The following is a 26,032-nucleotide window of genomic DNA, read 5'->3' as shown; positions in this document are numbered from 1 at the left end:
CCGCACGCGTGTAACCCGGTGGGAGGTGGCGGTGCAGCAGGCTGAGGAGTCGTTCCGCCGGTATGCGGGGGACCGGCTGGTGGCGTTGTCGCGGGTGGCGTACCTGCTGACCGGCGACGTGCACCAGGCCGAGGACCTCGTCCAGGCGACGCTGGAGCAGGTCGCGGCGCGGTGGGAGCGGATCGTGCGCGGCGGTGACCCGGACCCGTACGTGCGCCGGGTGCTCTACTCGCAGCACGTCTCGGCCTGGCGGCGCCACCGCGGGCGGGTCGTGCCGGTCGCCGAGCCGCCCGAGGCGCCGGGGAGCGCGGCGGCCGACCACAGCGGCCGGGTCGTGCTGTCGCTGGCGGTCCGGGAGGCGCTGGGGCGGCTCAGCTCGCGGCAGCGGGCGGTCCTGGTGCTGCGCTACTTCGAGGACCAGACCGAGGCCCGCACCGCGGAGATCCTCGGCCTGTCCGTCGGCACGGTGAAGGGCTACGCGCGCGAGGCGCTGGCCCGGCTGCGGGAGGTCGCACCGGAGCTGGCGGCGGCCGGGGAGGGGAGCTGAGGTGGAGGACCTCGACACGGTCCGGGCCGCGCTGAGCGCTGTCGCCGACCGGATGCCGCCGCCCCGGTTCCCGGACCGCGCGTGGCGGCGGGGCCGGCGTCGGCGGGTCATCCGGCGAGGCGCGGTCGCGCTCACGGTCGTCGTGGTGCTGCTGACGGTGCCGCTGTGGTGGCCGGCGGCCGGGCACCACCGGGCCGAGCCGGCCACCCCGGACGGCTCCTCCGGCGTGCTGCCGAGCCGGGCGGCGGCCGCGACGTTCGGGCGCCCGACGATCGCGAGCTCACCGCCGGGGCCGGTCGCGCTGGTGTACGACGGCGACCGCCCGTTCACGCTGGACGAGACGGAGACGGTCGTGGTCGGGCGCGACGGGCGCTACCGCGTCCGGGACCAGGTGCGGGGACACAGCCGCGGGCACGTGTCGCCGGACGGGCGGCGGCTCCTGGAAGGCTACGACCGCGTCCTGGACCTCACCACCGGCGAGATCGCCCGGCTGAACGGCGCCTACCCCTCCACGTGGTCCCGTGACGGGAACACCGTCGCGGCGGTGGAGAACGACTCCACGGTCAACCTCATCGACCTCGGCACCGGCAGGGTCCGCATCTCCCACGCGGTGCACGGGACGATCGGCCGCGCCGGGCTCGCCATCGCGCCGGACGGCGACACCGTGGTGGTGCCGGTGGCCGGCGGGGGTGTCGGTGAGCACCGGCTGGTCCGGATCGACCCGGCCGGACCGGTCCGGTGGGACGTGCCGGTCAACGGCTTCTTCCTCGACGACCCCGTGGTGTTCAGCCCGGACGGTCGGCAGTTGGCCACCACGGTCGACCACTGCGACGCCCGCACCCGCAACTGTCCGGGCGACCACCGGGGGCAGGCCGTCGTCCTGGACGCGGCGACCGGCGCCGAGGTGCGGCGCCTCGGCCGGGCCGACCGGGTCCTCGGCTTCCGCGACGGCGACGTCGTGGCGCTGCGCTTCGGCACCGGCGAGACGACTGTCGTGCAGCTCGGGCCGGGCGCCGAGCGGACGCTGATGACGCTGGACCGGGATATGGTCAACCCGGACATCCCGCTCGACCTCGTGGAGCACGGCACGTTCGGCGGGCGGGCCGACTGGCCGGACCGGTTCGAGGCGTCCTGGTGGGTGTGGGGGATGTTCACCGTGGCCGGGCTGCCGGTGGTGTGGCTCGCCTGGCGGATCGGGCGGCGGGTGCGGGCTCAGATGCGGTAGGCGGCGATCGCGTCGCGCAGTTCGCCGGACATCGCGGCGAGCGTCGACGCGGTGTGCTGGGTGTCGGTGGCGCCGGAGTTGACGGCGTCGGCGGTCCCGGCGACACCGGCGATGCTCGACGCGATGCTGGTGGCGCTCGTCGCGGTCTCGGCGACGCTGCGGGAGATCTCGGCGGTCACCGCGGTCTGCTGCTCCACGGCTGAGGCGATGGTCGTGGTGTAGTCGTTGACCCGGCCGATGACCTCGGCGATCTGCCCGATCGCGGCGATCGTCCCGTCGGTCTCCTGCTGGATGGCGGCGACCTGGGCGCCGATCTCCCCGGTGGCCCGGGCGGTCTCCTGAGCCAGGTCCTTGACCTCGCCCGCCACCACCGCGAAGCCCTTCCCGGCGTCACCCGCCCGCGCCGCCTCGATCGTCGCGTTGAGCGCCAGCAGGTTCGTCTGCTCGGCGATCGACGTGATCAGCTTGACCACCGAGCCGATCTGGGCCGAGGAGTTCCCGAGGTGCTGCACCGACAGCTGGGCCTGGTCGGTGATCCGGGCGGCGTCGGCGGCCACCTGCGACGCCTCGGTCGCGTTGCGGGTGATCTCGCGGATCGCCGAGCCCATCTCCTCGGCCCCGGTCGCGACCGTGGCCACGTTGCCGGAGACCCGCTGGGCCTCGCCGGCGACGGTGCCGGCCTGCCGGGAGGAGGTCCGGGCGGAGCCGGACAGGTCGGTGGCGACGGCGGACATGCGCGCCGAGGTCTCGGTGAGCCGCTGCGCGCTGTCGGTGATCTTGCGGACCGTCGCGCCGACGGCGGCCGCGGTGCTGTTCAGGGTGTCGGCGAGTTCGCCGAGGTCGTCGCGGCTGCGCACGTGGGCCCGGGCGGTGAGGTCACCGGCGCCGATGCGGCGCAGCGCCGCCATGCACGCGTCCAGGGCCGAGGAGATGAGCCGGGCCAGGCCGAACGCGAGCAGCAGGCCGAACACCAGCGTGGCGACCAGGGCCACCACGACGATGCGCATGGTCCGGCGATACCCGGCGTCGGCCCCGTCCTGCTCCGCCTGCGCGCCCTGGACGGCCTCGCCGACGACGGTGTCGAGGGAGGCCGTGATCGTCGCGGTCAGCGGGGCGATCTTCGTGGCCCGCACCGACTGGACGCCGGCCAGGTCCCCGCGGGCGGCGAGCGGCTCGAGCTGGTCGCGCAGCGCTGCCATGTACGCCGTCCACGTGCCCGTGAACGTGTCAAGCGCCTGCTGGGCGGCCGTGGACAGCGCCCGCCCGCGCAGCGCGGCCGCGGCGTCGGCGACCGCCCGGTCGGTGGTGTCGACGGCGGCGGTCTTCGCCGTCACCGTCGCCGGGTCCTGGGCCAGGAACAGGTCGAGGGAGTTGATCTGGGCCCGGTAGACGGCGTCGCGCAGGCCCCCCGCGGCCTCGACCGTGCGGGTGTGCGCGGCGACGGTGTCGACCCGGGCGTTGGTCGTGGCCAGCTCGTCCATCGCGAACACGCTGTCGAGCGTGCTCAGCGCGGCGACGACGGCCACCGCGGCCAGGATTTTCGTGCGGATCCGCCGATCCGCGATCCAGGAGAGCACACCGCCACCATCGGCCGACCGAAAAGCAACTTAAGCATTCGGTACCGCAACCTCGATCGCCAGCACCTGCCCGCTGCCCGGCTCCACCATCTGCGCCGCCGTCATCCCCTGCCAGCGGGCGGCCGTGACGAACAGCGTCGAGCCGCCGAGCGCGCACGCGAAGGCGCCCCGGTCCACCGTCACGCGCTGCAGCTCGGCCCCGCCCGCGGCGACGCGGACGCAGCAGCGGTTGGGCACGTCGGCGTACCAGACCGCGCCCTCGGCGTCGATGCAGATCCCGTCGGGCACGCCGGTGCCGAGCTCGGCCCACACCCGCCGGTTGGCCAGGGCGCCGTCGGGGCCGATGTCGAACGCGAGGAGGTGGTGGCGGTAGGAGTCGGCGACGATCAGGGTGCGGTCGTCGGGTGTCACCGCCATGCCGTTGGGGAAGGCGATGTCGTCGGCGGCCGGCAGTACCACATCCGCTGCCCTGAACACGGCGCCCGGCGCGAACTCCTGGCCCGCCATCGGGTCGAAGCCGGCCCCGTTGACGTAGATGTTGCCGCGGCCGTCGGCGGCGATGTCGTTCCAGCCCGGCCGGCCGAGCTCGGCGTGCGGCACGAGCGCGCCGCCCGGTTCACGGCGCAGCAGCCGCCCCCGGCGCGAGTCGACGATGATCAGCCGGTCGCCCGGCAGCCAGGCGATGCACAGCGGCAGCGAGTCGACCCGGGCCACCACCTCGGTGCCGCCGCCGTCCGGGGCCACGGCCAGGACCTCGCCGGCCGACCAGTCGGCGAAGTACAGGCGCCCGCCGTGCCAGCGGGGTGACTCCAGCAGGCCGCGGCCGTCCACGAGAATGCGCATGTCGTCAACCATCACATCACCACACGAACGGCGGGCCGCGGGAATCGACATCGCGCGGGTAGATTTCTGAGGTGGGAGAAATCGTCTGGCTCGGCCGCTATCCGGTCAAGTCGATGTGCGGCGAGGAGCTCGCCGAGGCGCACCTGGGCCCGTCCGGGCTCGACGGCGACCGCCGCTACGCCCTCGTGGACGCCGAGTCCGGGCTCGTGGCCAGCGCGAAGAACCCGCGCAAGTGGCGGCGGCTGCTGCGGATGTCCGCCGGTTACCGCGCCGACGACAGCGTGGTGATCACCGGCCCGGACGGCGCCGCGCTCGACACCGACGCCGGCCTGTCCCGGGTGGTCGGGCGGCCGGTGCGCCTGGCGTCGCACGGCTCGATGGCCGGCCCCGGCGACGCGAAGATGGAGCGGCTGACCCCGGAGACCGAGCCGGGCGCCGGGGTGATGACGCTGAGCGACCTCGGCTCCGCCGGCACGTTCGCCGACTTCGCCGCCGTGCACATCGTCACCACCGCGACCCTGGAGGCGCTGGGCCGGCCGGATCACCGGCGGTTCCGGCCCAACCTCGTGGTGCGCCTGCCCGACGCCGAGCCGTTCGTGGAGAACACCTGGTCGGGCCGGACGCTCACGATCGGCGACGGGGCGGTGATCCGGGTCCTGCACCCCACGCCGCGGTGCGCGGTGCCGACCCTGGCCCAGGGCGACGACCTGCCCGACGATCCCGCGGTCCTGCGGGCCGCGGCCCGGGCCAACCGGGTCGCGCTGTGGGGGCCGGGGCCGTTGACCTGCGTCGGCGCCTACGGGTCGGTCGAGCGCACCGGCGCCCTGCGCGTCGGCGACGTCGTGCGGGTCGCGGCGTGAGGACGCGGATCGTCGACGTCGACGACGCCGAGCTGTTCGTGACCGTCGACGGCTCCGGGCCGCCGATCCTGCTGCTGCGCCAGGACCCCGAGCTCGCCCGGCGGCTGGCGTTCTGGGCCACCGTCGTCGGCCTCGACCTGCGCGGGCACGGGCAGAGCGCGGCGCGGGCCGGTGCGGAGATGTCGGCCCGGGCCATGGCCCGCGACGCGCTCGACGTGATGGGCGACCTCGGCTGCGAGCGGTTCACCGTGGTCGGGCACGGCCTCGGTGCCGCCGTCGCGCTGTGCCTGGCCACCGAGTATCCCGCCGCCGTCATCCGGCTGGCGCTCGTCGAGGCCGCGTGGCCCGTCCCGGCCCCGGCCATGCCGATGCTGGTGACCCCGGAGACGCGCCCCGCGGAGCTCAGCCGGGCCGTCCTGGAGCTCATGGGTTTGACAGGGTTCACGGATAACGGTTAGCTATGCCCCGTGCAGGACGTGGTGCTGGCGCTGCTGGCCAAGGAGCCCGCGCACGGCTACGAGCTGCGCAAACGCATTGAGCGGGCGCTCGGGCCGCTGGGCGGGGCGCTGAACGCCGGGCAGATCTACGTCACGCTGACCCGCCTGGCCAAGGCCGGCCTCGTGTCCTGCGAGGACACCGTTTCCCAGCACAAGGACCGGCGGGTGTACTCCCTGACGCCCGGCGGCCAGCAGCGGGTCACCGAGTGGCTGGCCGAGGTGAGCTGGCCGCGCCCGGACCTGACCGAGTTTCACCTGAAGCTGGTGACGGCGGCCGCGGCCCGGCTCGCCGACCCGCTGGACCTCGTCGAAGCCCAGCGCCACGACCTGCTCGGCCGGCTCCGCGACGCGCAGCGCACGGCCCTCGACCGGGCGCTGGACCCGGTGGCCGGGCTGCTTGTCGAGGGCGTGGTGCTGCGGCTGCGGGCCGACCTGCAGTGGCTGGAGGAGTGTGAGCGCGTGTGGACGCAGTGCTGAGCGGCCGGCGGCTGAGCAAGTGGTACGGCCGCGGCGAAGGGCTGGTCCGGGCGGTCGACGAGGTCGAGCTCGAGGTACCCCAGGGGCAGTCGCTGGCCGTCACCGGGCCCAGCGGCTGCGGCAAGTCTACGCTGCTGCACCTGCTCGGCGGCCTGCAGGAGCCCGACGAGGGCGAGGTCTGGCTGGCCGGGCAGCGCATCGACACGATGAGCGAGCGGGCCCGGGCCCGGCTGCGCCGCGACAGCGTCGGCTTCGTGTTCCAGGCGTTCCATCTCATGGACGAGCTCACCGCGGTCGAGAACGTCGAGATGGCGGCCCTGCTGGCCGGGCGGTCACCGGCCCGGGCCCGGCGGCGGGCCATGCAGCTGCTGGAGCGGGTCGGGCTGGCCGAGCGGGCGAAGCACCTGCCGTCGGCGCTGTCGGGCGGGCAGCGCCAGCGGGTCGCGATCGCCCGCGCGCTGAGCAACGATCCGCTCATCGTGCTGGCCGACGAGCCGACCGGCAACCTGGACAGCGAGGCCACCCTCGACGTGCTGCGCCTCTTCGAGGAGCTGCGGGCGGCCGGGCAGACCCTCGTCGTCGTCACCCACGACATGCGCATCGCGGCCGTCGCCGACCGGATGATCGCCATGCGCGACGGCATGCTGGGGTCGCTCTACCGGGCCGGCAGCGGGCGCTGACGTGCGCGGCCGACTCCTGATCATCGGGCGCCTCCTCGTGCGCGACGTGCGCCGCACGTGGCTCGAGACGGCCCTGCTGGTCGTGGCCATCGGCGCCGCCACGGCGACGCTGAGCCTCGGCTTCGCGCTCAACGCCATCGCCGCCTCGTCCTACCAGCAGACGAGGGCCGCGACGAACGGCCCCGACGCGGCGGCCGAGCCGCTCGGCACCGGCGACGCCGTCCTGCCCGACCTCGAAGCGGTCGCGAACAACCCGGACACGATCGCCAGCAGTGGACCGTTCCCGATCGCGTACCTGATGATGAGCGCCGGCGGCCGGACCGTGCGCACCGTCGTCGAGGGCCGCGACCCGTCCCCGGCCGCCGTCGACCAGCCGCTGGTGCGCAGCGGGACGTGGATCGCCCCCGGCGCCGCCGTCGTCGAACACGGCTTCGCCGTGGCGCTCGGCCTGCACCTCGGCGATCAGGTCACAGTGGACGGTCGCCCGCTGCGGGTCGCCGGCACCGCGATCACGGCGTCCCGCTCGGCGTACCCGTCGGCCGGCTGGCGCGTGCCCGGCCAGGGTGTGGCCACGGCGAGCGCCGGCCTGATCTGGGTCGAGCGCAGCGAGGTCGCGCACCCGCAGACGTACTCGCTGAAGGTCCGCATCGCCGACCCGGACGCCTCACGCGCCTTCACCCACCAGTGGGGCCCCGGCCTGAACATGCTGCGCTGGCAGAACTTCGAGGAGCGTTACCAGGAACAGAACCGCGACGCCCAGCTGACCCTGCGGCTCGGCGGCTGGATGCTCAACGTCCTGTCCATCGCCGGCGTGCTGGGCATCGTCGCCGGGCGCATCGCCGGGCGCCGCCGCCGGGTGGGTGTGCTCAAGGCCCTCGGCGCCGGCCCGGCCCTCATCGCGCTCGTGCACCTGACGGAGTACCTGGTGATCGCCCTGACCGCGGCCGGCGCCGGGCTGCTCGCCGGCTGGTTCACGGCACCGGCCCTCTTCGAGCCAAGTGCCGGTCTCCTGGGTACGTCACGTGCCGCCCCGCCACCGCTGCAGGCCCTGTTGGCCGCCGTCGAACTGGCCGTGGCCATCGCCGCCGCCGCGACTGTCGTCCCCGTGCTCCGGGCCACCGCCACGAGCACCACCCACGCCCTGGCCGACGCCGCCGCCCCGCCGCGCCGCCGCCGCTGGCGCGTGTGGCTCTCCCGCCGCCTGCCCACCCCACTCCTGCTGGGTGTCCGCATCAACGCCCGTCGCCCCCGCCGGGCCCGCCTGGTCACCGTCAACGCCTTCATGACGATGTTCGCCCTGTCGGCGGTCCTGATGCTGACGGCCCAGATCGGCACCCACCCCGTCGACCTCGGCGGCGCCGAACTCCCGGACGTCCGCGGCGCCGCCACCGCCCGGGCCGGCTTCCTGGTGGCCGCCGTCATCTGCGTCCTGGCCCTGTTCAACACCGTCGTGAGCACGTGGAGCGCGGTCCTGGACGCCCGCCACCCGCTGGCCGTGGCCCGGGCCCTGGGCGCCACCCCGTTCCAGGCCGGCACCGGCCTGGCCGTGGCCCAGCTCCTCCCCGCCCTGCCCGGCGTGGCCGCGGGCGTCCCGGCGGGCATCGGCCTGTACGCGTACTTCGACCAATCGGGCGGCTTCCACTACGCCACGATCACCGCGATGCTGACCACGGCGCTGCTGGTCATCCTGGCGATCGTGGCGCTGACGGCCGTACCGGCCCTCCTGGCCGCCCGCCGCCCGATCGCCACCACCCTCGAGTCCGCCTAGCTTTACAACGGTGCTTCGAGACCGGCTCGACTGTGGCTGGTGGGAGCGCCTTCAGGCGTCGCAGCCCCGGGACCAGGTCGCGACGGCGTTCAACGAGGCGGGGTCGAAGGTCGTCCGGAACGGCTCGCCCGTCGCGGCCCGGATCTCGACCTCGCGCTCCGCGACGAACGACGCCTGGCCGAACTGGTCCTCGGGGGCGTTGACGTCATAGTGTTTGGAGAAGCAGGCGAGACTCTGCCCGGACTCGCGGCTACCCACCCCGTCCCTCGAGCGCAGCCGCAGGTAGTCGCGCGGCGCCTCCGACGACGGGTAGTGCACGAGCACCAGCTCGAACCGGCCGTCGGGCGAGACCGCGACCGAGTCCGTTGCGCCCCGCTGCCGGCCGTCGTTCGCCCGCCCGACCTCGAGCCCCCAGCACACCACGACGAGCGCCACCACGGCCGTGCCGGCGGCCACGACCTTCGCCGCGACCGTCCGGCGCACCAGCAGACCGACGGCGACGCCAGCCACCACCAACGCCGCCGCCAGCACCACGGCGACGACGGCGGCCCGACCGGCCGGAACGAGCACGACGTAGCGTCCCGGGTTGGCCGCCGCCACCGCCTCCACCACCACGGCAACAAGCGCAACCGCACCGAGCACCACCGGGACGAGCCTGCGCCCCGGCTGCACCGAACTGTCCACGCCTCCACCTCCGGCGATCGAGGAATGCTTCCAACAGGCCAAACCGACGCCCATCACCCTGTCCACGGCCGCCACGCCCGGCTCACCGTCGCCAAACCCTAGCCGCAAAACCGGAACGCATCGCGGAACACGGGATGCGCGGCCAGCCCTGACAGCGCCCGCCGCCCCGGGGCGTCGTCGCCGGGGCGCCCTGCCATGACCCGGCCGGTGGGCGGCGGCCTCGCCGTGACCGGCCGGCGGTTGGGGTCAGGAAGGCTTACGGAAGCGGACCGCCGTCCAGGAGACCGGAGGCAGCACGACCGTCGCGGTGTCGCCGTCGACGGTGACGGTGCCGGAGGTGTCGAGGGTGACGCGGTCGGGGGAGTCGGCGGTGTTGGTCGCCAGCAGGTCGTCGTCGGCCAGGGTCCACGTCCCGGCCGGGCGGGCGCCGGCCCCGAACGCCCGCAGGCCGACGGTCAGCTCGACCGGCTCGGCCCGGTCCCGGTTGACGGCGAACAGCACCAGGTCGCCGGTGGCCGGGTCGTGGGTGGCGACGGCGTCGACAGTCGCGGCCGTGCCGTAGCGCTCGGTCTCGTAGGAGGGGCCGTCGACGGCGGTCCGCAGCACGTCGCCGCGGGCGAGGGCGGCCGTGCGGGCGAACGGGTGGAAGATGCTCTGGCGCCAGGCCGGGCCGCCCGGCTCGGTGCGGATCGGCGCGATGACGTTGACGAGCTGCGCCTGGCAGGCCGCGGTGACCCGGTCGCTGTGGCGCAGCAGCGCGATGAGCAGGTTGCCGACGACCACGGCGTCGGCGACGTTGTACTCGTCCTCGATGACCCGCGGCGCGACCTGCCACTCGGTCGGCGGCGGGCCGCCCTGGAAGCGGGAGAGGTACCAGACGTTCCACTCGTCGAAGGACAGCTGGATCTTCTTACGGCTGCGCAGACGGGCACCGACACTGTCCGCGGTGGCGACGACACTGTCGATGAAGTGGTCCATGTCGTTGGCACAAGCCAGGAACGAGCCCAGATCGCCGTCGTACTCCTCGTAGTACGCGTGGCACGAGATGTAATCGACGAGGTCGTAGGTCTCCTCCAGGACCGTCGACTCCCAGGAGCCGAACGTGGGCATCGTCGAGCCGGAGCTGCCGCACGCCACCAGCTGCAGACCCGGCTCGGCCGCCCGCAGCGCGCGGGCCGTCTCCGCGGCGAGCCGGGCGTATTCGGCGGCGTTCTTGTGCCCGAGCTGCCACGGCCCGTCGAGCTCGTTGCCGAGGCACCACATCGCGATCCCGTACGGCTGCTCGGCCCCGTTGGCCCGGCGCAGGTCGGCGAGCGTCGTCCCGGCCGGCTGGTTGCAGTACTCGTGCACGTCGAGCGCCTCCTGGACGCCGCGGGTGCCGAGGTTCACCGCGTACATGATCTCGACGCCCGCCTTGGCCGCCCACCGGGCGAACTCGTCGATGCCGATCTCGTTCGTCTCGATGCTGTGCCAGGCCAGCTCCCGCCGCCGCGGCCGCTGCGCGCGCGGGCCGATGCCGTCCTCCCAGCGGTACCCGGAGACGAAGTTGCCGCCCGGGTAGCGCACCGTGGTGACGCCCAGCTCGCGGGTCAGCGCGAGCACGTCGGTGCGGAAGCCGTCCTCGTCGGCGAGCGGGTGGCCGGGCTCGTAGATGCCGGTGTACACGCACCGGCCCATGTGCTCGACGAAGGTGCCGAAGAGCCGGCGGCTGACGGGGGCGACGACGGCCGCCGGGTCGAGGGTGACGTGCGCCTTGAGCATCGCATTGCCTTTCACTCGAGCGCGCCGATGGTCAGGCCGCCGCGCCAGTACCGCTGCAGGAGGAGCAACGCCGCGATGAGCGGCAGGATTGTCACGAGTATCGATGATCGTCGACTGGTATCACGAGCGCGGCCCCCCGGTCAACGGATACCGGTCCCGGTCGCCGGGCAGCGCACTACCGGCCGCGCAGCACGCGTACCGCCTGGACCGTCGCGTAGGCCCGCCACTCCAGCGCCGCCGCCGGGCTGTACACCGGGTAGTCCACGGTCCAGCCGCCGTCGTCGCGCTGAGCGGCGGCGAGCCGCTCCCGGTCCTTCGCGAGCGCCCCGGCGGGCAGCGCCCGGCGGCCCGGGCCGTCCGCGTAGGGCGCGAAGTCCAGCAGGTGCAGCGCCTCGCCGCCGGCCCCGCCCCTCACCGGCGTCGGCCCGTCCGGCACCACGTACCGCAGCAGCCGCTCGACCAGGTGGTGGGCCGGCGGGGCGGTGTCGGCGAAGTGCAGCGCGAACATCACCACATAGGCGTGCGGGTCGGCGCCGAGCCGCTCGATCTGGTCGATGCAGTAGGCGGTGGCGGCGGCCAGCCACGGGTGCCCGGCGACGTCGGCCCGCCGCCGCGCGATCCGGTGCGCCTGGGCGGCCAGCTGCGCCGTCATCTGCAGCGAGGACACGGCCGGGTCGGCGTCGACCCAGTGCTTCGCGTTGCCGGCGGTGTCGTCGTGCGGGAGCCCGAACGGGATGCCCCCGTCGGCCCGGCTGTGCGCGGCCAGCCAGTCGCACACCTCGATCGGCCGCGGGCTCCGCCCGTCCCCGGCGTCGGCCAGCACCTCCAGGGCGTGCATGGCGCCGACGGGCTGGCTGGTGGCCGAGCGCTGATCGGGCTCCAGGCCCCAGCCGTACCCGCCGTCCCCGTTCCGGTACGCGTCGAGCGCGGCGAGCACGGGCTCCGGCTCCCCCCGGCCGAGGAGCACATCCAGCCGCCGCCGGTCGAGCACCCGCCCGTGCGTCGCCACGAACCGCACCGCGGCGTTGACATCCATCTCCATGGCCCCATTCTCGCCGGGCCTGTTAGCCGGCGCCGGGGAACGACTCTGTGGACGGTATGAAGCGACTGCAGATCCTGCTGCAACTGTTCGGCGCCGGCGCGATGCTCGCGCAGCGCGAGGGACTGGCACTGGCCGCCGCCGGCCTCGCCATGCTGCTCGACATTCCCCGGTCCGGGGGTGTGAGCGCGCGGGCCCGGCTGCCTCTGAAGGTGGTGGGCGCCCGCGACCACGTTGATCACCTCGACCACCTCGGACGCCCGCGCCCGGTCGGCCCGGAAGTCGAGCCGATCGGGGAGTGACAGACCGCGATGGGACCGCCACCATGGGTGCGGCGGCCGCGGCGAGCTCGTGGAGGGCCTGATGGATCGGCGGTTCGAGGACGTCCGGCGCGGTGGAGCGGCCGGCCGGGAGGCGCTCTGGCACCTCCTCAACGACGCAATGCCCGAGATCTGGGGCTTCGTCCGCGCCCATGTCCCCGACGACGCCGACGCGGAAGAGCTGACCCGCAGGGTCATGTACGCCGTCATCCGCGCCTACGACGGCGGCACGGAGCTGCGGTTCGCCTACGACCGCAGCTCGCTGTTCAAGTATCTGCTCACGGCGGCCGGGCGGGAGGTGGCCCGCTACACGGCCCGGCGCCGGCGCGGCTACTCGATCCCGGCCGCGCCCGCCGACCTCGAGCCGGCCCTGACCTCCTCCGCCCCGAGCCCGCCGGAGGAGGCCGGCACCCGCGAGTTCTGGCAGTGGGTGCACGAGGCGCTGAGCCTGCTCTCGCCGCGGGACTGCACCCTCGTCTACTGCGCCTTCCGCCTGGAGCTCACCGGGGCCGACCTCGCCGCTGCGGCCGGCCTCACGGGCTACAGCAACATCTCGGTCCTGAAGTCCAGGGCCCTGAAGCGGTTCGTGGCGCGCCTCGCCGCCGTGTGGGTGGCCCGCTCGGCCGGCACCCTGGGCTGCGCGGGCCTGACCGGGCTCCTGGGCGGGCGGCGGACGATCGCACCCGAGGGCTACGACGCGGTCGCCGCCCACATCACCGGCTGCGCGGCCTGCGGCGCCGAGGCCGACACCATCCGGCTGGCCCGCTCGGGCGCCGCCGTGCTCAAGAAGTTCCGGACCCTGCCGCTGCTGCCCGTCCCCGCCGCGCTCCAGGCGTGGCTGGACCGGCAGCGCGACACCGACCCCGACCGCCGCCGCACGATCATCGAGATCGTCACCGGCTGGTTCTCCCGCCCGGTGCCGTCGCCGGTGGCCGTGCTGGAGGGCGCGGTCACGGCTCCCGACGCACCGCCCGGTCGCCTGGAGCGCGGGCGCGACCGGGTCCAGGCGCTCGTCGCGAGCGTGACCCGGCAGCCGGCGGTCGCGGCCGTCGTGAGCACCGCGCAGCAGCATCCGGGCGCCGTCGCCGCGGCGGGCACCGCCGGGGCGGTCGTGGTGGCGGTCGTCGCCGGGGTGCTGTCCTCCACCCTGTCCTCGGACGCCGCCGACCGGCCGGTCGTGGCCGTCACCTCCGCCTCCACGCGCCCGCCCTCGGCCGCACCGAAGCCTCCGCCGGCCTCGGCGCCCGCCACGACCGCGGCCGGCGCCCCACCGGTGGCGACCACCGCACCACCCACGACTGCCGCGCCAACGACAACCGCGCCAACGACAACCGCACCACCGGCACCGGCACCGACGCCGACGACCCCGGCTCCCGTGGTGACACCGGCGCCGACGAGGTGCGCGGCGGGCTGGACCGGCATCGCGATGCCGCCGGCCGCCGCCGGGATCCACTACATCGCCGGGATCGCCGCCACCGGCCCGTCCGACGTATGGGCGGTGGGGCAGTCCGGCCGCCGCAGCCTGCTGGCGCACTACGACGGCTCGGCGTGGCAGACGTTCCCGAGCCCGAACCCCGGCACCGGCGCCAACCTGCTGTCCGACGTCGCCGCCCGCAGCCGCACCGACGCCTGGGCCGTCGGCTACGGCGACAACGGTGCCGGTGACGGCGGCGATGTGCCGGTGTACAGCATCGCGGTGCACTGGGACGGCACCACGTGGACCGAGCGGCCGCTCCCGGCCGGCCTGTTCGCGTCGGCCGTCGTGATGACCGCCACCGACGTCTGGGTGCTCGGCTACACCAACGAGACCCAGTACTCCTCGGAGGCCGCGGTCCTGCGCTGGAACGGCGGCGGCTGGACCCGCATCGCCGCACCCAGCCCGCTGGCGACGTCGAACCTGCTGCGCGCGGCGGCCGCCTCCGGCCCCTCGGACGTGTGGGCGGTCGGCGGTGACTGGGGCGGCGATCCGCTCGTCGAGCACTGGGACGGCGTGCGGTGGTCGGCCATGCCCCGGCCACCCGTCGCGGGCCGGCAGACCCTGCTGCGCAACGTCGAAGCGGCCGGGCCGGCTGACGTCTGGGTGGGCGGCCTCTGGGTGGACACCGTCGGCACCCAGCGCCCGTACGCCGCCCACTGGGACGGTCGGCAGTGGACTGTCGCCGCCTTGCCTGACGTCGGCGCCGGCTCCGTGCACGGCGTGACGGTGTTCGGGCCCGGGGACGCGTGGCTGCTCGGGCTGATCGGGGAGGAGCGGGCGGCGACCAGGCAACCCCTGGCGCTGCACTGGGACGGGACGCGGTGGACCCGGGTCGCCGCCGGACCGGTGGGCGGGAAGTTCCTCGACGGGGTCCGCACGGGCGGGCACGAGTTCGTGGCCGCCGGCTACATCGTGCGCCCGGGGCCGGTCTGGAACGGCGATGAGGCCACGCTGATCGCGCGGCGCTGCACCGGCTGAACGGCGGCCGCCCTCCTCCGAACGGTGGCCGGGCTCGCGTTTCGGCCGGTCGGGCGCGCGTTTCCGGTGGCTGCGCGCGCGTGTTCGGCGGCGGGAATCGGGATGAAGCGGTGAGCGCATATTTCGTACATGTCCGGTTTGGGGGTTTACGGTGCTTGCACACGGAAATCGCAACGGGGGAAGGAACCACCGGACATGAATGCCAAGGCTCGCAGGACACTGACGGTTGTCGGCATGGGCGTCGTCGCCGGGGCGGCGCTGGGCTTGAGCGGCACCGCCGCCTCCGCCGCCTCCGTCGCGTCGCCGACCGACGTCGCGGTGCCGGTCACGACGACCGCCACCCAGCAGCACGGTTCCGACCAGGCCCGCACCGGCGGTGTGCAGAGCCGCGACGGCCAGCGGAGCGACGACGGGAAGCACGACGACGGGAAGCGCGGCGACGGCAGGCATGACGACGGCCACGGCGACGGCTCGGGCAGTCAGCCGAGCGGCCACAGCGGCGACCAGCGCGACGACCGGGGCAACGACCACGGCGGCCGCAGCGACGACCACGGCGGCAACGACGGCCGGGGCGACCGCGGCGGCAACGACGGCCGCGGCCGGGACCAGCAGGGTGACTGGCGCGACCGCGACAACCGGGGCCACCAGCACGACGTGCGGTTCGCGCCGAAGGCCCGGACGTTCACCGTCGACTTCTACCGCAGCCGCCACGCGTGCCGCAGCGACGCGCGGGCCGGGGTCCGCCGCGGCCAGTGGGACAAGGCGTCGTGCCAGCAGGTCGGCCACCGCCACCTGTACAAGCTGACCGCGACCGTGTACCAGGGTCGCCACCGCACCGCCTGATCGCGGCGCGGGGCCGGTCGGCGTCGGCCCGGACGCCGGCCGGCCCGCGGCGGGTCAGCGCTCCCGGGTGGACAGTGCGAGCGCGGGGAGGATGGCGGCGGCGGTGAGCAGGAAGGTCAGCGGGTAGCCGGCGGAGGCGACGATCAGGCCCGCGGCCAGGGCACCGGCGGCCATGCCCAGGTCGTAGGCGGTGTTCCAGATGGCGCTGACGGTACTTTCGCCGCCGGCCCGCTCGCGCGAGTACATGAGCGACAGTGTGGTGTTCTGCAGGATGCCGAAGCCGGTGCCGAACACGGCCGCGCCGCCGATCACCGCGGCCGGAGTGCCGATGAGGGCCAGGAGGGCCATGCCGGCGGCGGCCAGGATCAGGCCGGGCGTCAGGAAGCGGGCGGGGCCGCGGCGGTCGGCGACGCGGCCGGTGAGCCAGCTGGCGGCGGTCGCGGCGGCGGGCTGCGCGAGGAGTGCGGCGGCGGCGACCCAGGCCGGCTGGGCCGAGGTGGCCAGCGGCAGGAACGTGACGAGCACGCCGACGGCGGCGGTGACGGCCGCGAAGACGGTGGCCGGCCGGGTCAGGGCCGGGCGGCGCAGGCCCGACAGCAGGCCGCGGTGGGCGGTGTTGCCGGCGATCCGGCGGGGGAGGCCGGGCACCGCGAGCAGCGCCAGGAGCGTGAGGACGGCCGTGGCCAGGAACACCGGGGTGTAGCCCCAGCGGTCGGCCGCCCACACGCCGGTGGGCAGGGCGATCAGGCTCGAGCCGCCCGCGACCGTGCCGACGAACGCCAGGCCCTCGCAGCGGCGCTCGGCCGGGATCAGCGTGACGGTCAGCGCCCCGCCGGCGACGGTGCAGATCGCGAACCCGGCTCCGCGGACGAGGCAGACCGCCAGGATCGCTCCCGGCTCGCCGGTCACGGTCAGCACCAGCGTCGGCGCGCCCAGCAGGACGAGGCCCAGGCCCAGGGCCCACCGGTAGCCGACCAGGGCCACCAGGCGGGGCGTGACGAGCTCACACGCGACGGTCGCCAGCAGCAGCGCGACGGTGGCCAGGCCCGCGGCGCGCGCGGAGCCGGAGTCGCGGGCAAACAGCGGCACCACCGACAGCGGCAGGTAGAAGCCGATCGACGAGCCGAGCATCGACACCAGCCGCAGCAGCAGCGCCCGGGTCACCAGACGCGGGCGGGCCGGCGTCGTCGCGGGCGGGGCGGGGAGCGCGTAGGTCGTCATGCCCATGACGCTATGGGCGAACCGGACCCCTGGTAAGGTCCAGTTCCGTGCCTGTCGAGTGGGCCGGTTCGGGGCCGGGGCTGCTGGTGACGATCGACCGCGGCGGCGGCGCCGGGCTGCGCACGCAGCTGGAAGAGCAGCTGCGGGCCGCTATTCGCGGCGGGCGGCTGGCCGGCAACGAGCCGCTGCCGTCGTCGCGGGAACTGGCCCGCGCTCTGGGCCTGTCGCGCGGACTGGTGCAGGACTGCTACGCGCAACTCCAGGCCGAGGGGTACCTCACCAGCCGCCCCGGCTCCGCGACGCGCGTCGCCCCCGGCGTCGTGGTGCGCCCCGATGCGCAGGCACCGAGCACGATCGCCGAGCAGCGCCCGCGATACCCGGTCGCCGACTTCCGCCACGGCGTGCCCGACCTCGGCCTGGCCCCGCGCGCCGAGTGGGCCTGGGCGGTGCAGCAGACCCTGCGCGCCGCCCCCAACGCGGCGTTCGACTACGGCGAGCCGGTCGGGGCCCGGGCGCTGCGCGAGGTGCTCGCCTCCTACCTGGGCCGGGTGCGCGCGGTCGCGGCCACGGCGGAGGACCTCATCGTCTGTGCGGGCATGCAGCAGGCGCTCGGGCTCGTGGTCGGGGCGCTGGCCGCGGCCGGGTTCACCCGCATCGGGTTCGAGGACCCGGGCAGCGGCGCGAACGTCGCGGACCTGACGGCGGCGGCCGGCATCGGGGCGGTGCCGGTCGCGGTCGACGAGGGCGGGCTCGACGTCGGGGCGCTGGCCCGCAGCGGGGCCGACGCGGTGTTCGTGACGCCCGCGCACCAGTGGCCGACCGGGGTCGTGCTCACCGGGCCGCGCCGGCTCGAGCTCATCGCCTGGGCCCGGGCCACGGGCGCGATCATCGTCGAGGACGACTACGACGCCGAGTTCCGCTACGACCGCGATCCCGTGGGGTCGCTGCAGGGGCTCGCCCCCGACTGTGTCGTCTCGCTCGGTACCGTCAGCAAGTCCCTCGCCCCCGCCCTGCGCCTCGGCTGGATCGTCACGCCCCCGCGCCTGCACGCCGCACTGGCCCGCGGGAAGTGGCGCGCCGACCGCGGCAGCCCGGGCCTTGACCAGCTGGCCCTGGCCGCCCTGCTCGAGTCGGGGCGCTACGACCGGCACCTGCGGCGGGTCCGGGCCGAGTACGCCGCCCGCCGCGAGACGCTGCTCGCCGCGCTGGAGCGCCACGCGCCGCACCTGCCCGTGACCGGGCTCGCCGCCGGCTTCCACGCGGTGCTGCACCTGCCGCCCGGCACCGGCGAGGCCGCGTTCATCGCGGCGGCGGCCTCGCGCGGTGTCGGGTTGTACGGTATGGCGAGCCTCTACGTGGGCGAGGTACACCCGCAGCCGCGCCTGATCCTCGGCTTCGGGAACACTTCGCGGGCGGCGATCGAGTCGGGCATCGCCGCCATCGCGGACATCAGGGGTTCTTCGGGTCCACGCCGAAGCCGTTGCACTGACGGCCGCCGTTGATGCAGTACGACACCAGGTAGGCCTGGCGAGCGGCGTTCCAGCCGTTCATGAAGTCGTAGTGGAACGTGTAGCTGCCGCCCGAGGCGTAGGCCAGGCCGCCGGTGTCGCCGTTGTTCAGCGGGTACGGCAGCTTGATCTCGAGCATCGGCAGCGGGACCGGGTGGTCGGCCGGGCAGACGCCGTTGACCGGCCACGCCATGTGCGACTTGTGGTCGGCGGTGTCCAAGTGCACGCCGTCCCAGCAGCTCGGCGACGTCAGGCGGACCTGCAGCGTCGAGCCCGCCGGGCAGGAGGCCGGGAAGTCGGCGCCCTTGTAGCCGGTGCACTGGTAGTTGCCCCTGAAGGCCGCGGTGTTCGGAGCCTTGGCGTCGCCGACGAGCAGCTTGAAGCCCGCCGGGAACGGCTTCACGGTGCGGTAGTCCTTGACGTCGGACTTGTAGTAGACGGTCGGCTTGTCGGGCTGCAGCGGTACTCCGCGCTGCAGGAGCGTCGGGAACCAGTACCCGGACGCGTCGAGGGTGTCCTCGCACGAGCTCGCCCCGCCGACGAGCGACTGCGGGGTGGAGTTCGCGTTCACCGCCGGGTTGCCGATGAACGAGTGGTTGTGCGAGGCGCCGGGCAGGCCCGGGAAGACGATCGGGTCGTCGTTGAGCGTGTGGTTGACGGTGCAGTTGGCGTGCATCTCGTGGTACTGCGCGCGCGGCGGGTCGTCCGCGGCGAGCGCCGGGCCGGCCACGGCCACACCTGCGGCAAGCGCGAGGGCGAACGCCGCCGCGACCAGGATCCGGTGTGGTTTCGGACGGATGCTCATGTCGACTCCTTGGCGGTTGAATCGAGCATCGGCGATAGGTAGTTGCGGACCGTAGCAGCGGCCCGCGGCCCCGGGAAAGCGTTTGCCATTGAGTTGCCATGCCAAGTCAAGGTCCACAGTGGAGCCGCGTTGATCCATTTGGCAAGAGATGGCAAGCGATTGCCCCGGCCTTCGGGCCGGTCCTACCTTGCTGTCATGCAGCGCAGACTCTTCGCCGTAGCCGCCGCCGCCACGGCGCTACTGGCGTGCACACTCGTGGTGATCGGTCGCTCGGCGGACGCGGCGACCGGGTGTGGTACCACCAATGTCGCTCTGAACAGGACGGCCACGGCGTCGTCGTCGGAAAGTGCGAGCCTGGGCCCCGCCAAGGCCGTGGACGGCTCGGGCTCGTCGCGGTGGTCGAGCGAGCACGGCGTCGATCCACAGTGGATTCAGATCGACCTCGGTGCCACCACACAGATCTGTCAGGTGTCGCTGTCGTGGCAGCGCTCCTACGCGAAGGCGTACCGGGTCGAGGTCTCGGCCGACGGCGTCAACGGCTGGACGCCGATCTACTCGACCACGACCGGCGCCGGCGGGACCGAAACCCTCAACGTCAGCGGCTCCGGCCGCTTCATCCGGCTGTACGGGACCGCCCGGGCCACCCAGTACGGCTACTCGCTCTTCGAGTTCTCGGTGTTCAGCTCCGGCCCGGGCACCGATCCGTCGCCGAGCACGACCCCGTCCGGCCCGGGCCTGCCCGGCGGCGGTGACCTCGGCTCCAACGTCATCGTCTTCGACCCGAGCCAGTCGTCGGCCACGATCCAGGCGAAGCTCGACCAGGTCTTCACCCAGCAGGAGACCAACCAGTTCGGCTCGGAGCGCTACCAGTTCCTGTTCAAGCCGGGCTCCTACAGCGGCCTGAATGCCCAGATCGGCTTCTACACGTCGATCAGCGGCCTCGGGCAGAACCCGCAGGACGTGCAGATCCACGGTGACGTCACCGTCGACGCCGGCTGGATGGCCGGCAACGCCACCCAGAACTTCTGGCGCTCGGCCGAGAACCTGTCGGTCTATCCGGTGAACGGCACCGACCGCTGGGCGGTGGCCCAGGCGGCGCCGTTCCGCCGGATGGACGTGCACGGCGGCATGACCCTGGCCAGCCCGAACTGTGGCTGGGCCTCGGGCGGGTACATCGCCGACAGCCGGGTGAGCGGGCAGATCAGCCCGTGCTCGCAGCAGCAGTGGTTCACCCGCGACAGCACGATCGGGAGCTGGAAGAGCGCCCTGTGGAACATGGTGTTCTCGGGGGTGCAGGGCGCGCCCGCGACCTCGTTCCCGTCGCCGGCGTACACCACCCTGGCCACCTCGCCGGTGACCCAGGAGAAGCCGTACTTCTACGCCGACGCCTCGGGCTACCGCGTCTTCGTCCCGTCGCTGCGCACCAGCAGCAGCGGTGCGACCTGGATCAACGGGCAGACCCCGGGCACGTCGCTGCCGCTGAGTCAGTTCTATGTGGCGAAGCCGGGTGTGACCGCGGCGACGCTGAACCAGGCGGTGGCGCAGGGTCTGAACCTGCTGTTCACGCCGGGTGTGTACCACCTGAGCCAGACGGTGAACGTGAACCGGGCCAACACGGTGGTGCTGGGTCTGGGTTACGCGACGATCGTGGCCGACAACGGTGTGCTGCCGATGCAGGTCGGTGACGTCGACGGGGTGAAGATCGCGTCGCTGCTGTTCGATGCGGGTCCGACGAACTCCCCGGCGCTGCTGCAGGTCGGTCCGGCGGGGGCTTCGGGCAACCACGCGGGTGCTCCGAACCTCATCTCCGACGTGTTCCTGCGGGTCGGTGGTGCGGGCGCGGCGAAGGTGACGAACGCGCTCGTGGTGAACAACAACAACACGATCATCGACCACATCTGGGCGTGGCGGGCCGACCACGGTGCCGGGGCGGGCTGGACGTCCAACCCGTCGGACACCGGGTTGATCGTCAACGGGCAGAACGTGACGGCGTACGGGCTGTTCGTGGAGCACTTCGAGAAGTACAACGTCATCTGGAACGGCAACGGCGGCAAGACGATCTTCTTCCAGAACGAGCTGCCCTACGACCCGCCGTCGGCCGCGGCCTGGTCCCATGACGGGATCACCGGCTACGCCGCGTACAAGGTCGCCAACACCGTCACCTCGCACGAGGCGTGGGGCATGGGCAGCTACTGCGTCTTCACGACCGACGAGTCCATCGCCGCGTACCACTCCTTCGAGGCGCCGGTCAACGCCAACGTCAGGTTCCACGACCTGCTGACCGTGTCGCTGGGCAAGGGCTCGATCACCCACGTCATCAACGACACCGGCGACACCGCCACGCCGGACCACGTGACCCCGCACACCGTGGTGAGCTACCCGTGATCGCCGGGCAGGCACGTTCGCGCGGCTGACGAACGTGGTGCCGGTCCTCGGCGCGGTGGGCCCCGCCCACCGCGCCGGGGCTGTCGGTCCGCGGACCTCAGATGGGCAGTCGGAGCATGGCGTTCTGGCGCTTGCCGCGGAAGACCGCGATCGCCCGCTGCCCGGTCGCGTCGCCCAGGGAGGTCCAGGGCTGCTCGGTGGCGTACCCCTGCAGGAGTTTGAAGTGGTGGTTCGCGCGGCCCGGCTCGCGGGTCAGGGCGAACCAGCCGGCAGCGTAGTTGTGGGCCAGAAACTCGTCGGGTGTGCGGGCCGGGTGCTCGGGCAGCCGGGCGGCCATGCGGGTGCCCTCCTCACGGACGGCCGGGTCGCTCGCGAAGCCGCGGCCCTCCTGCGGGAAGCGCTGGAACTGCACCACGAAGAACAGGGCCGGCAGCGTCGAGCCGGCCGGGGCACTGCGCAGCCAGGTACGGACGGTCTCAACCGCGAGCTGTGTCGAGCCGCCCCACATCGGGCCCAGAGCGATGGCCGCGTGGGCCTGGGACCGCAGGTGTTGCGGGGCGCGGGCCTCCAGCTCGTCGCGGCGGCGGAGGACCTCACCGGTGTCGAGCTGCCGGCCGCGGGCCGACTGCAGCAGGAACGCCCACGGCGCCGGGTCGCGCGGGTCGGCCTGGGCGGCGGCGTGACACAGGCGCTCGGCGTCCGCGAGCGCAGCCTGGAAGGCGTGGAGGCGCTCCGGCCGGGTCTGCCGGGCCGGAGCGCTCCCGCGGACCTCCCAGGCCCGGCCGACCTCAGCGCCGCCGCGCAGGGCGAGGGCTGTCGGGTTGCCGGGCTCGGCGCGCAGCCAGTCATCCAGCCCGGCCGGCACCGCGGTGCCGGCCCGGGCGGTCAAGGCGTCGACCGCTTCCCACATCCGGTCGAGCCGGTCGTGGGCGCCGGCCAGGCCGGTGGTGAGGGTGGCGCTGAGCGCCCGCAGGTCGCCGCGCGTGGCGGCGGCGCGGACGGCGGCCAGCTCCGGGCGGCCGAAGGTGCTGTCGATGCGGGACACGGTGGCGCTCCAACCGGTGTGGGACCAGGGCTGGAACATGATCACCTACGCGTACGCATTTGTCATCTCACCGTGATAGTCCCCGCTCGGCGAGCCAGCCGGCCATGGCGTGCACGCCGTGGGCGATGGCCCGCTCGTCCGGGTCGAACGCGCCGAAGTGCGGGTACGCGGTGTCGATGGTGCTGCCCGGGCGGCGGACCCCCAGGAAGGTGTAGGTCCCGGGCAGCCGCTTGAGGAACAGGGCGAAGTCCTCGCCGTTGAACGGGATTGAGCCGTGCAGCCGGGTCACGCGGCGGGCGGCCCGGCGCAGGTACCGCTCCACCGCCGTGCCCTCGCGCTCGCCCACGACCATCGCCGGGAACGGGTCGCCGGCCCAGGCGACGGCGGCGGGCCCGGCGAGGCGCTGGATCTCCTGCCGGATGGCGGTGTACCGCTGCTCGGGCCAGCACTTGTAGGCCAGCGAGACGGTGGCGCCGGAGGCCGACGCGCGCATGAAGACGAACTCGGCGAGCGGCGAGCCGGGCTGCTGCAGGTCGGCGATGAGCCGCTCCATGTCCGCCGTGCCCTGCGGGAACTGCACAGTGCCGAGCGCGCTGACCGCCGCGGCCACGGACCGGGCGGTGGCGGCGTCGGGCAGGGTGATCTGCGCCCGGTCCAGGCCGGCCAGGCCGAACCCGGGCATGACGGCGAACTGCCCGACCGGGAACGGGGCGCAGTGCAGGGCGTGGATCTCGGCGGGCGGGTTGCTGTCGAAGAGGTGGTCGGCCAGCATCGCCGACGCGCCGGTCAGGTTCTCCTCGCCGGGCTGGAACACGAACACGAAGCTGCCCTGCAGGGCTCGCCGCTGCCGGGCCAGCGCCTCGGCCACGCCGACGCCGACGGTGGTGTGGATGTCGTGCCCGCACAGGTGCGCGGTGACGGGCCCGGTGGGGAACTGCGCCGCCGGCGGCACCGCGTCGATGTCGGCCCGGTAGGCGACCGTCCGGCCCCGGCGGGCACCGTGCAGCACGCCGACGACACCGTGGCCGCCGATGCCGGTCGTCACCTGCAGGCCGGCGGCGAGCATGCGCTGCGCGACGACGCCGGCGGTGTACTGCTCCTGCCCCGCCGCCTCCGGATGGGCGTGCAGATCGCGGCGGAGGTCGATGAGGTCCTCGGGGTTCCTGGAGCCCACGCTCCCCAGGAACGGCACGAACGCGGCGGCGCCGAGCACGGCGCGTCGGGTGATGGTCATGCATCGAAGCGTTCCCGATTTTGTGCCCCGGCACAGACCCGGTGACCCCCGTCGGTTGGAGGGGCTGACCCCACCGCGGTCGGCGAGCCGGCCGGTCATCGCGTGGACGCGGCGAGCCGATGCGCGCCGGATCGGGCATGATGTGAATCATGACGCGTGGAGCCCGGCTGCTGCGACTGGCCGGGCTCGTCGTCCTCGTCGGCGGGGTGGTCGCGCTCGCCGTGTTCGTCGGGCTGCCCGACCGGGACGCGCTGCGGCGGTGGGCCGACGGGCTGGGCTGGTGGGCGCCGGCCGCCTTCGCCGGGGTCTACGGGCTGGTGTGCCTGTCGCCGCTGCCGAAGACGGTGTTCACCCTCGCCGCGGGTGCGCTGTTCGGCATCGCGGGCGGGCTGCCCGCGGTGGTCTGCGGGGCGCTGCTCGGCGCGGTCATGGCCCTGTACCTGGGGCGGCTGCTCGGCCGCGACGCCGTGCGCTGGCTCGCCGGTGGCCGCCTGGACGCGGTCGACGCCGTGCTGGCGAAGCACGGTGTGCGGGCCATCCTGGTCGCCCGGCTGATCCCGGTGGTGCCGTTCACCGCTGTCAACTACGTCGCCGGGGTGACGAGCGTCAGGCTGCGCGACTTCCTGCTCGGCACCGGGATCGGCATCGTCCCGGCGACCGCCGCCTACGTCACGGTCGGCGCTTACGGCTGGCAGCCCGGCGCCTGGCCGCTGTGGGCCGCCCTGGGCACGCTCGTCCTGCTGACCGCCGGAGGGCTGCTCCTGCAGCGTCGCCGCCGGGCGCACCCGCAGACGCCCGGGCCGGTGCAGCCCGAGTCGCCGGTCAGGCCCGGCGGATGATGACGTCGCCGTAGGACGTGCGGCCGCGGACCTCGACGGTCTCGTCGGTCGGCTCCGGGCGGGCGGTGTTCGTCAGCTCGTTGCGGACGTGGCCGAAGCCGGTGTTCACCTCGAGCCAGGCGGCCGTGCCCGCGGCGATGCCGATCTCCAGGTCGCCAAGCGCGCTCTCGGTGATGACCGAGCCGCGGGTCACCGCGCCGAGCCGGACGTCGCCCAGGGACGTCTTCGCGTCGACGCCGGCGCCGGCCCGGCCGACCGCGATGCGGCCGTTGGCGTTGCGGATGCGCACGTCGCCGCCGGCGGCCTCGACCGCCGACTCGCCGTTGGAGTTCTTGACCACCGCGGCCCCGTCGACCGTGCCGAGCTGCACCTTCCCGGTCCCGGTGGCGATCTCGGCGTCACCGGCGACGCCGCCGGCCGTCACGTCGCCGGCGCCGGTGTCGACGCGCAGGGAGCCGCTCTGCTCGACCCAGACGTTGCCGAGGCCGGTCTTGAGCCGGCAGTCGCCGAGCGGCCCGGTGCAGCGGAAGTCGCCGAGCTGGAGCTCGCCGGCCACCCGCGAGCCGCGGGGCACCTCGACGGTCAGCTCCACCGAGCGGGTCTTGCGGGAGAAGTCGAACATTCGCGGGCGCGGCCCGGTGATGCGCAGTGTGCCGCCGGTGAGGTCGGTCCGCACCTGCGCGGCGGTGTCGACGTCGGACGGCTCGGCCGGGTCGGTCGGGCGGACCTCGACGACGGTGTCGGCCCGGTCGGTGGCGAAGATGCGCACGTGGCCGACGCCGAGGTCGAGGCTGACGGTGATGGGTTGCGGTGTGTCGAAGGTGGGCATGGTCGTCCCCGTTCCGGGAGTGGGTGGGTGGGTGTCAGCGGACCCAGCCGGAGAAGCGCTGGTGTCCGCGGGTGACGGTGGGGGCCGGTTCGGCGTGCTGCTGGAGTGCGGCGGCGGCGGCGCGGGCGAGCCAGGCGTTGACCGAGCGGCCCTCCCGGGCCGCGGCCTCCTCGATCGCGGCCTTGAGCTGTTCGGGCAGCCGCACGTTGATCCGCGCGGACGGTCCGTCCTCGCCGATCAGCCGGTCGGGGTCCGGCGCGTCGGCGCCGGCCGGCGGCTGCGTGAACGCGGGTGCGGTGACGACGAAGCCGGGGTCGCGGCCGCGCAGGCGCAGCTCGACGGAGCCCGGTGCCAGGTCGCGGGTGATCTCGTCGGCCGCCGCCGACAGCGCTTCCAGCAGCGTCATCCGGATCGCCGACTCCAGGGGGCCGGTCAGGCGCTCGACCAGTGCCCGTGACTCCGCGCCGCCGGCCTCGGCCAGGGTGGCGAACTCGCGGCCGAGGGTGTTCACGTATGTGGTCAGCTCCATGTGTGCCATGGTGGCACACTTTTGGCACACGAACAAGCCGCTATGGCACAGAGGGTGTGCC

The 26,032-nt window shown here is 74.2% G+C and carries 24 protein-coding genes; 13 read left to right on the top strand and 11 right to left on the bottom strand.

Going from position 1 to position 26,032, the window contains the following annotated elements; translation table 11 throughout:
- The first annotated feature begins 31 nt into the window (after positions 1 to 31).
- Together Dvina_RS30340 and Dvina_RS30335 are read left to right on the top strand one after the other, a co-directional pair.
- Positions 32 to 547, top strand: coding sequence for a SigE family RNA polymerase sigma factor (locus Dvina_RS30340; RefSeq protein ID WP_223092739.1), 516 nt, complete (start codon positions 32 to 34; stop codon positions 545 to 547).
- 1 nt (position 548) lies between these two features.
- Positions 549 to 1,772 (top strand): WD40 repeat domain-containing protein, encoded by a 1,224-nt coding sequence (locus Dvina_RS30335; protein ID WP_223092738.1) that lies wholly within the window; start codon positions 549 to 551, stop codon positions 1,770 to 1,772.
- Here Dvina_RS30335 and Dvina_RS30330 read toward each other — a convergent pair.
- Both Dvina_RS30330 and Dvina_RS30325 read right to left on the bottom strand, forming a co-directional pair.
- Positions 1,760 to 3,349, bottom strand: coding sequence for a methyl-accepting chemotaxis protein (locus tag Dvina_RS30330; RefSeq protein WP_223092737.1), 1,590 nt, complete (start codon positions 3,347 to 3,349; stop codon positions 1,760 to 1,762). The two genes, Dvina_RS30335 and Dvina_RS30330, sit on opposite strands and share 13 nt — an antisense overlap.
- Positions 3,350 to 3,379: 30 nt before the next feature.
- Positions 3,380 to 4,192 (bottom strand): SMP-30/gluconolactonase/LRE family protein, encoded by an 813-nt coding sequence (locus Dvina_RS30325; protein WP_223092736.1) that lies wholly within the window; start codon positions 4,190 to 4,192, stop codon positions 3,380 to 3,382.
- Positions 4,193 to 4,263: 71 nt separating this feature from the next.
- Between Dvina_RS30325 and Dvina_RS30320 the strand changes: the two genes are divergently transcribed.
- Genes Dvina_RS30320 through Dvina_RS30300 form a run of 5 tightly spaced genes read left to right on the top strand, consistent with a single transcriptional unit; the run spans position 4,264 to position 8,474 of the window.
- Positions 4,264 to 5,052, top strand: a complete 789-nt coding sequence (locus Dvina_RS30320) for an MOSC domain-containing protein (RefSeq protein ID WP_223092735.1) — start codon at positions 4,264 to 4,266, stop codon at positions 5,050 to 5,052.
- Complete coding sequence (locus Dvina_RS30315) at positions 5,049 to 5,510, top strand: alpha/beta fold hydrolase (protein WP_223092734.1); 462 nt, start codon at positions 5,049 to 5,051, stop codon at positions 5,508 to 5,510. Before Dvina_RS30320 ends, Dvina_RS30315 begins: the two co-directional genes overlap by 4 nt.
- A gap of 9 nt (positions 5,511 to 5,519) precedes the next feature.
- Positions 5,520 to 6,026 (top strand): PadR family transcriptional regulator, encoded by a 507-nt coding sequence (locus Dvina_RS30310; RefSeq protein ID WP_223092733.1) that lies wholly within the window; start codon positions 5,520 to 5,522, stop codon positions 6,024 to 6,026.
- Complete coding sequence (locus Dvina_RS30305; RefSeq protein WP_223092732.1) at positions 6,011 to 6,706, top strand: ABC transporter ATP-binding protein; 696 nt, start codon at positions 6,011 to 6,013, stop codon at positions 6,704 to 6,706. Before Dvina_RS30310 ends, Dvina_RS30305 begins: the two co-directional genes overlap by 16 nt.
- 1 nt (position 6,707) lies before the next feature.
- Entirely contained in the window at positions 6,708 to 8,474 is a 1,767-nt protein-coding gene (locus Dvina_RS30300; RefSeq protein ID WP_223092731.1) for an FtsX-like permease family protein, read from the top strand.
- 51 nt (positions 8,475 to 8,525) lie between these two features.
- Here Dvina_RS30300 and Dvina_RS30295 read toward each other — a convergent pair whose 3' ends face one another.
- From Dvina_RS30295 to Dvina_RS30285, 3 genes are all read right to left on the bottom strand, one after another.
- The gene (locus tag Dvina_RS30295) at positions 8,526 to 9,158 is read right to left on the bottom strand and encodes a hypothetical protein (protein ID WP_223092730.1); all 633 of its coding nucleotides are present in this window, start codon (positions 9,156 to 9,158) and stop codon (positions 8,526 to 8,528) included.
- Positions 9,159 to 9,404: 246 nt separating this feature from the next.
- On the bottom strand, positions 9,405 to 10,919 hold the full coding sequence (arfA, locus tag Dvina_RS30290) for an arabinosylfuranosidase ArfA (RefSeq protein WP_223092729.1): 1,515 nt from the start codon (positions 10,917 to 10,919) through the stop codon (positions 9,405 to 9,407).
- 175 nt (positions 10,920 to 11,094) lie between these two features.
- The gene (locus tag Dvina_RS30285; protein WP_246655415.1) at positions 11,095 to 11,961 is read right to left on the bottom strand and encodes a hypothetical protein; all 867 of its coding nucleotides are present in this window, start codon (positions 11,959 to 11,961) and stop codon (positions 11,095 to 11,097) included.
- Between the two features lie 56 nt (positions 11,962 to 12,017).
- Between Dvina_RS30285 and Dvina_RS30280 the strand changes: the two genes are divergently transcribed.
- The 3 genes from Dvina_RS30280 to Dvina_RS30270 all read left to right on the top strand — a co-directional run bounded on the left by Dvina_RS30280 (position 12,018) and on the right by Dvina_RS30270 (position 15,576).
- The gene (locus Dvina_RS30280; RefSeq protein ID WP_223092728.1) at positions 12,018 to 12,260 is read left to right on the top strand and encodes a hypothetical protein; all 243 of its coding nucleotides are present in this window, start codon (positions 12,018 to 12,020) and stop codon (positions 12,258 to 12,260) included.
- A 61-nt stretch (positions 12,261 to 12,321) separates the two neighbouring features.
- Positions 12,322 to 14,733: a sigma-70 family RNA polymerase sigma factor gene (locus tag Dvina_RS30275; protein ID WP_223092727.1), complete on the top strand. Its 2,412-nt coding sequence runs from the start codon at positions 12,322 to 12,324 to the stop codon at positions 14,731 to 14,733.
- Positions 14,734 to 14,928: 195 nt separating this feature from the next.
- Entirely contained in the window at positions 14,929 to 15,576 is a 648-nt protein-coding gene (locus Dvina_RS30270) for a hypothetical protein (protein WP_223092726.1), read from the top strand.
- A gap of 54 nt (positions 15,577 to 15,630) precedes the next feature.
- Here Dvina_RS30270 and Dvina_RS30265 read toward each other — a convergent pair whose 3' ends face one another.
- Complete coding sequence (locus Dvina_RS30265; protein ID WP_246655414.1) at positions 15,631 to 16,797, bottom strand: MFS transporter; 1,167 nt, start codon at positions 16,795 to 16,797, stop codon at positions 15,631 to 15,633.
- A 47-nt stretch (positions 16,798 to 16,844) separates the two neighbouring features.
- Between Dvina_RS30265 and pdxR the strand changes: the two genes are divergently transcribed.
- Positions 16,845 to 18,299: a MocR-like pyridoxine biosynthesis transcription factor PdxR gene (pdxR, locus tag Dvina_RS30260; protein WP_223092725.1), complete on the top strand. Its 1,455-nt coding sequence runs from the start codon at positions 16,845 to 16,847 to the stop codon at positions 18,297 to 18,299.
- Here the strand turns inward: pdxR and Dvina_RS30255 are convergent.
- Positions 18,247 to 19,110 (bottom strand): DUF1996 domain-containing protein, encoded by an 864-nt coding sequence (locus Dvina_RS30255; RefSeq protein WP_223092724.1) that lies wholly within the window; start codon positions 19,108 to 19,110, stop codon positions 18,247 to 18,249. The two genes, pdxR and Dvina_RS30255, sit on opposite strands and share 53 nt — an antisense overlap.
- Before the next feature lie 195 nt (positions 19,111 to 19,305).
- On the opposite strand from Dvina_RS30255, the gene Dvina_RS30250 reads away from it, so the two are divergent.
- The gene (locus Dvina_RS30250) at positions 19,306 to 21,495 is read left to right on the top strand and encodes a discoidin domain-containing protein (RefSeq protein ID WP_223092723.1); all 2,190 of its coding nucleotides are present in this window, start codon (positions 19,306 to 19,308) and stop codon (positions 21,493 to 21,495) included.
- A gap of 97 nt (positions 21,496 to 21,592) precedes the next feature.
- Here Dvina_RS30250 and Dvina_RS30245 read toward each other — a convergent pair whose 3' ends face one another.
- Positions 21,593 to 22,540 carry a hypothetical protein gene (locus tag Dvina_RS30245; RefSeq protein ID WP_223092722.1) on the bottom strand — a complete coding sequence of 316 codons (948 nt, stop codon included), beginning with the start codon at positions 22,538 to 22,540 and terminating at the stop codon, positions 21,593 to 21,595.
- A gap of 67 nt (positions 22,541 to 22,607) precedes the next feature.
- Positions 22,608 to 23,774: a M20/M25/M40 family metallo-hydrolase gene (locus Dvina_RS30240; protein ID WP_223092721.1), complete on the bottom strand. Its 1,167-nt coding sequence runs from the start codon at positions 23,772 to 23,774 to the stop codon at positions 22,608 to 22,610.
- 149 nt (positions 23,775 to 23,923) lie between these two features.
- Here Dvina_RS30240 and Dvina_RS30235 point away from each other — a divergent pair, with 149 nt between their 5' ends.
- A complete protein-coding gene (locus tag Dvina_RS30235) occupies positions 23,924 to 24,613 on the top strand; it encodes a TVP38/TMEM64 family protein (protein WP_223092720.1) in 690 nt (229 codons plus the stop codon).
- On the opposite strand, the gene Dvina_RS30230 is transcribed toward Dvina_RS30235, so the two are convergent.
- Positions 24,597 to 25,442, bottom strand: coding sequence for a DUF4097 family beta strand repeat-containing protein (locus Dvina_RS30230; protein ID WP_223092719.1), 846 nt, complete (start codon positions 25,440 to 25,442; stop codon positions 24,597 to 24,599). The genes Dvina_RS30235 and Dvina_RS30230 overlap by 17 nt on opposite strands.
- Before the next feature lie 34 nt (positions 25,443 to 25,476).
- Complete coding sequence (locus tag Dvina_RS30225; RefSeq protein ID WP_223092718.1) at positions 25,477 to 25,971, bottom strand: YlcI/YnfO family protein; 495 nt, start codon at positions 25,969 to 25,971, stop codon at positions 25,477 to 25,479.
- Between the last annotated feature and the right edge of the window lie 61 nt (positions 25,972 to 26,032).

Source organism: Dactylosporangium vinaceum, from assembly GCF_019904175.1.
Lineage (GTDB): Bacteria > Actinomycetota > Actinomycetes > Mycobacteriales > Micromonosporaceae > Dactylosporangium > Dactylosporangium vinaceum.
Note: the sequence above shows the minus strand (reverse complement) of the source record. Positions and strands in the feature narration are given on the sequence as shown.

Coding starts and splice junctions, on each gene's coding strand:
- Dvina_RS30240 (WP_223092721.1), bottom strand. CDS start 23,774: ATGACCATCACCCGACGCGCCGTGCTCGGCGCCGCCGCGTTCGTGCCG.
- Dvina_RS30250 (WP_223092723.1), top strand. CDS start 19,306: ATGCAGCGCAGACTCTTCGCCGTAGCCGCCGCCGCCACGGCGCTACTG.
- Dvina_RS30325 (WP_223092736.1), bottom strand. CDS start 4,192: ATGCGCATTCTCGTGGACGGCCGCGGCCTGCTGGAGTCACCCCGCTGG.
- Dvina_RS30275 (WP_223092727.1), top strand. CDS start 12,322: ATGGATCGGCGGTTCGAGGACGTCCGGCGCGGTGGAGCGGCCGGCCGG.
- Dvina_RS30230 (WP_223092719.1), bottom strand. CDS start 25,442: ATGCCCACCTTCGACACACCGCAACCCATCACCGTCAGCCTCGACCTC.
- Dvina_RS30285 (WP_246655415.1), bottom strand. CDS start 11,961: ATGGAGATGGATGTCAACGCCGCGGTGCGGTTCGTGGCGACGCACGGG.
- Dvina_RS30280 (WP_223092728.1), top strand. CDS start 12,018: ATGAAGCGACTGCAGATCCTGCTGCAACTGTTCGGCGCCGGCGCGATG.
- Dvina_RS30235 (WP_223092720.1), top strand. CDS start 23,924: ATGACGCGTGGAGCCCGGCTGCTGCGACTGGCCGGGCTCGTCGTCCTC.
- Dvina_RS30225 (WP_223092718.1), bottom strand. CDS start 25,971: ATGGAGCTGACCACATACGTGAACACCCTCGGCCGCGAGTTCGCCACC.
- Dvina_RS30255 (WP_223092724.1), bottom strand. CDS start 19,110: ATGAGCATCCGTCCGAAACCACACCGGATCCTGGTCGCGGCGGCGTTC.
- Dvina_RS30270 (WP_223092726.1), top strand. CDS start 14,929: ATGAATGCCAAGGCTCGCAGGACACTGACGGTTGTCGGCATGGGCGTC.
- Dvina_RS30265 (WP_246655414.1), bottom strand. CDS start 16,797: ATGACGACCTACGCGCTCCCCGCCCCGCCCGCGACGACGCCGGCCCGC.
- arfA (WP_223092729.1), bottom strand. CDS start 10,919: ATGCTCAAGGCGCACGTCACCCTCGACCCGGCGGCCGTCGTCGCCCCC.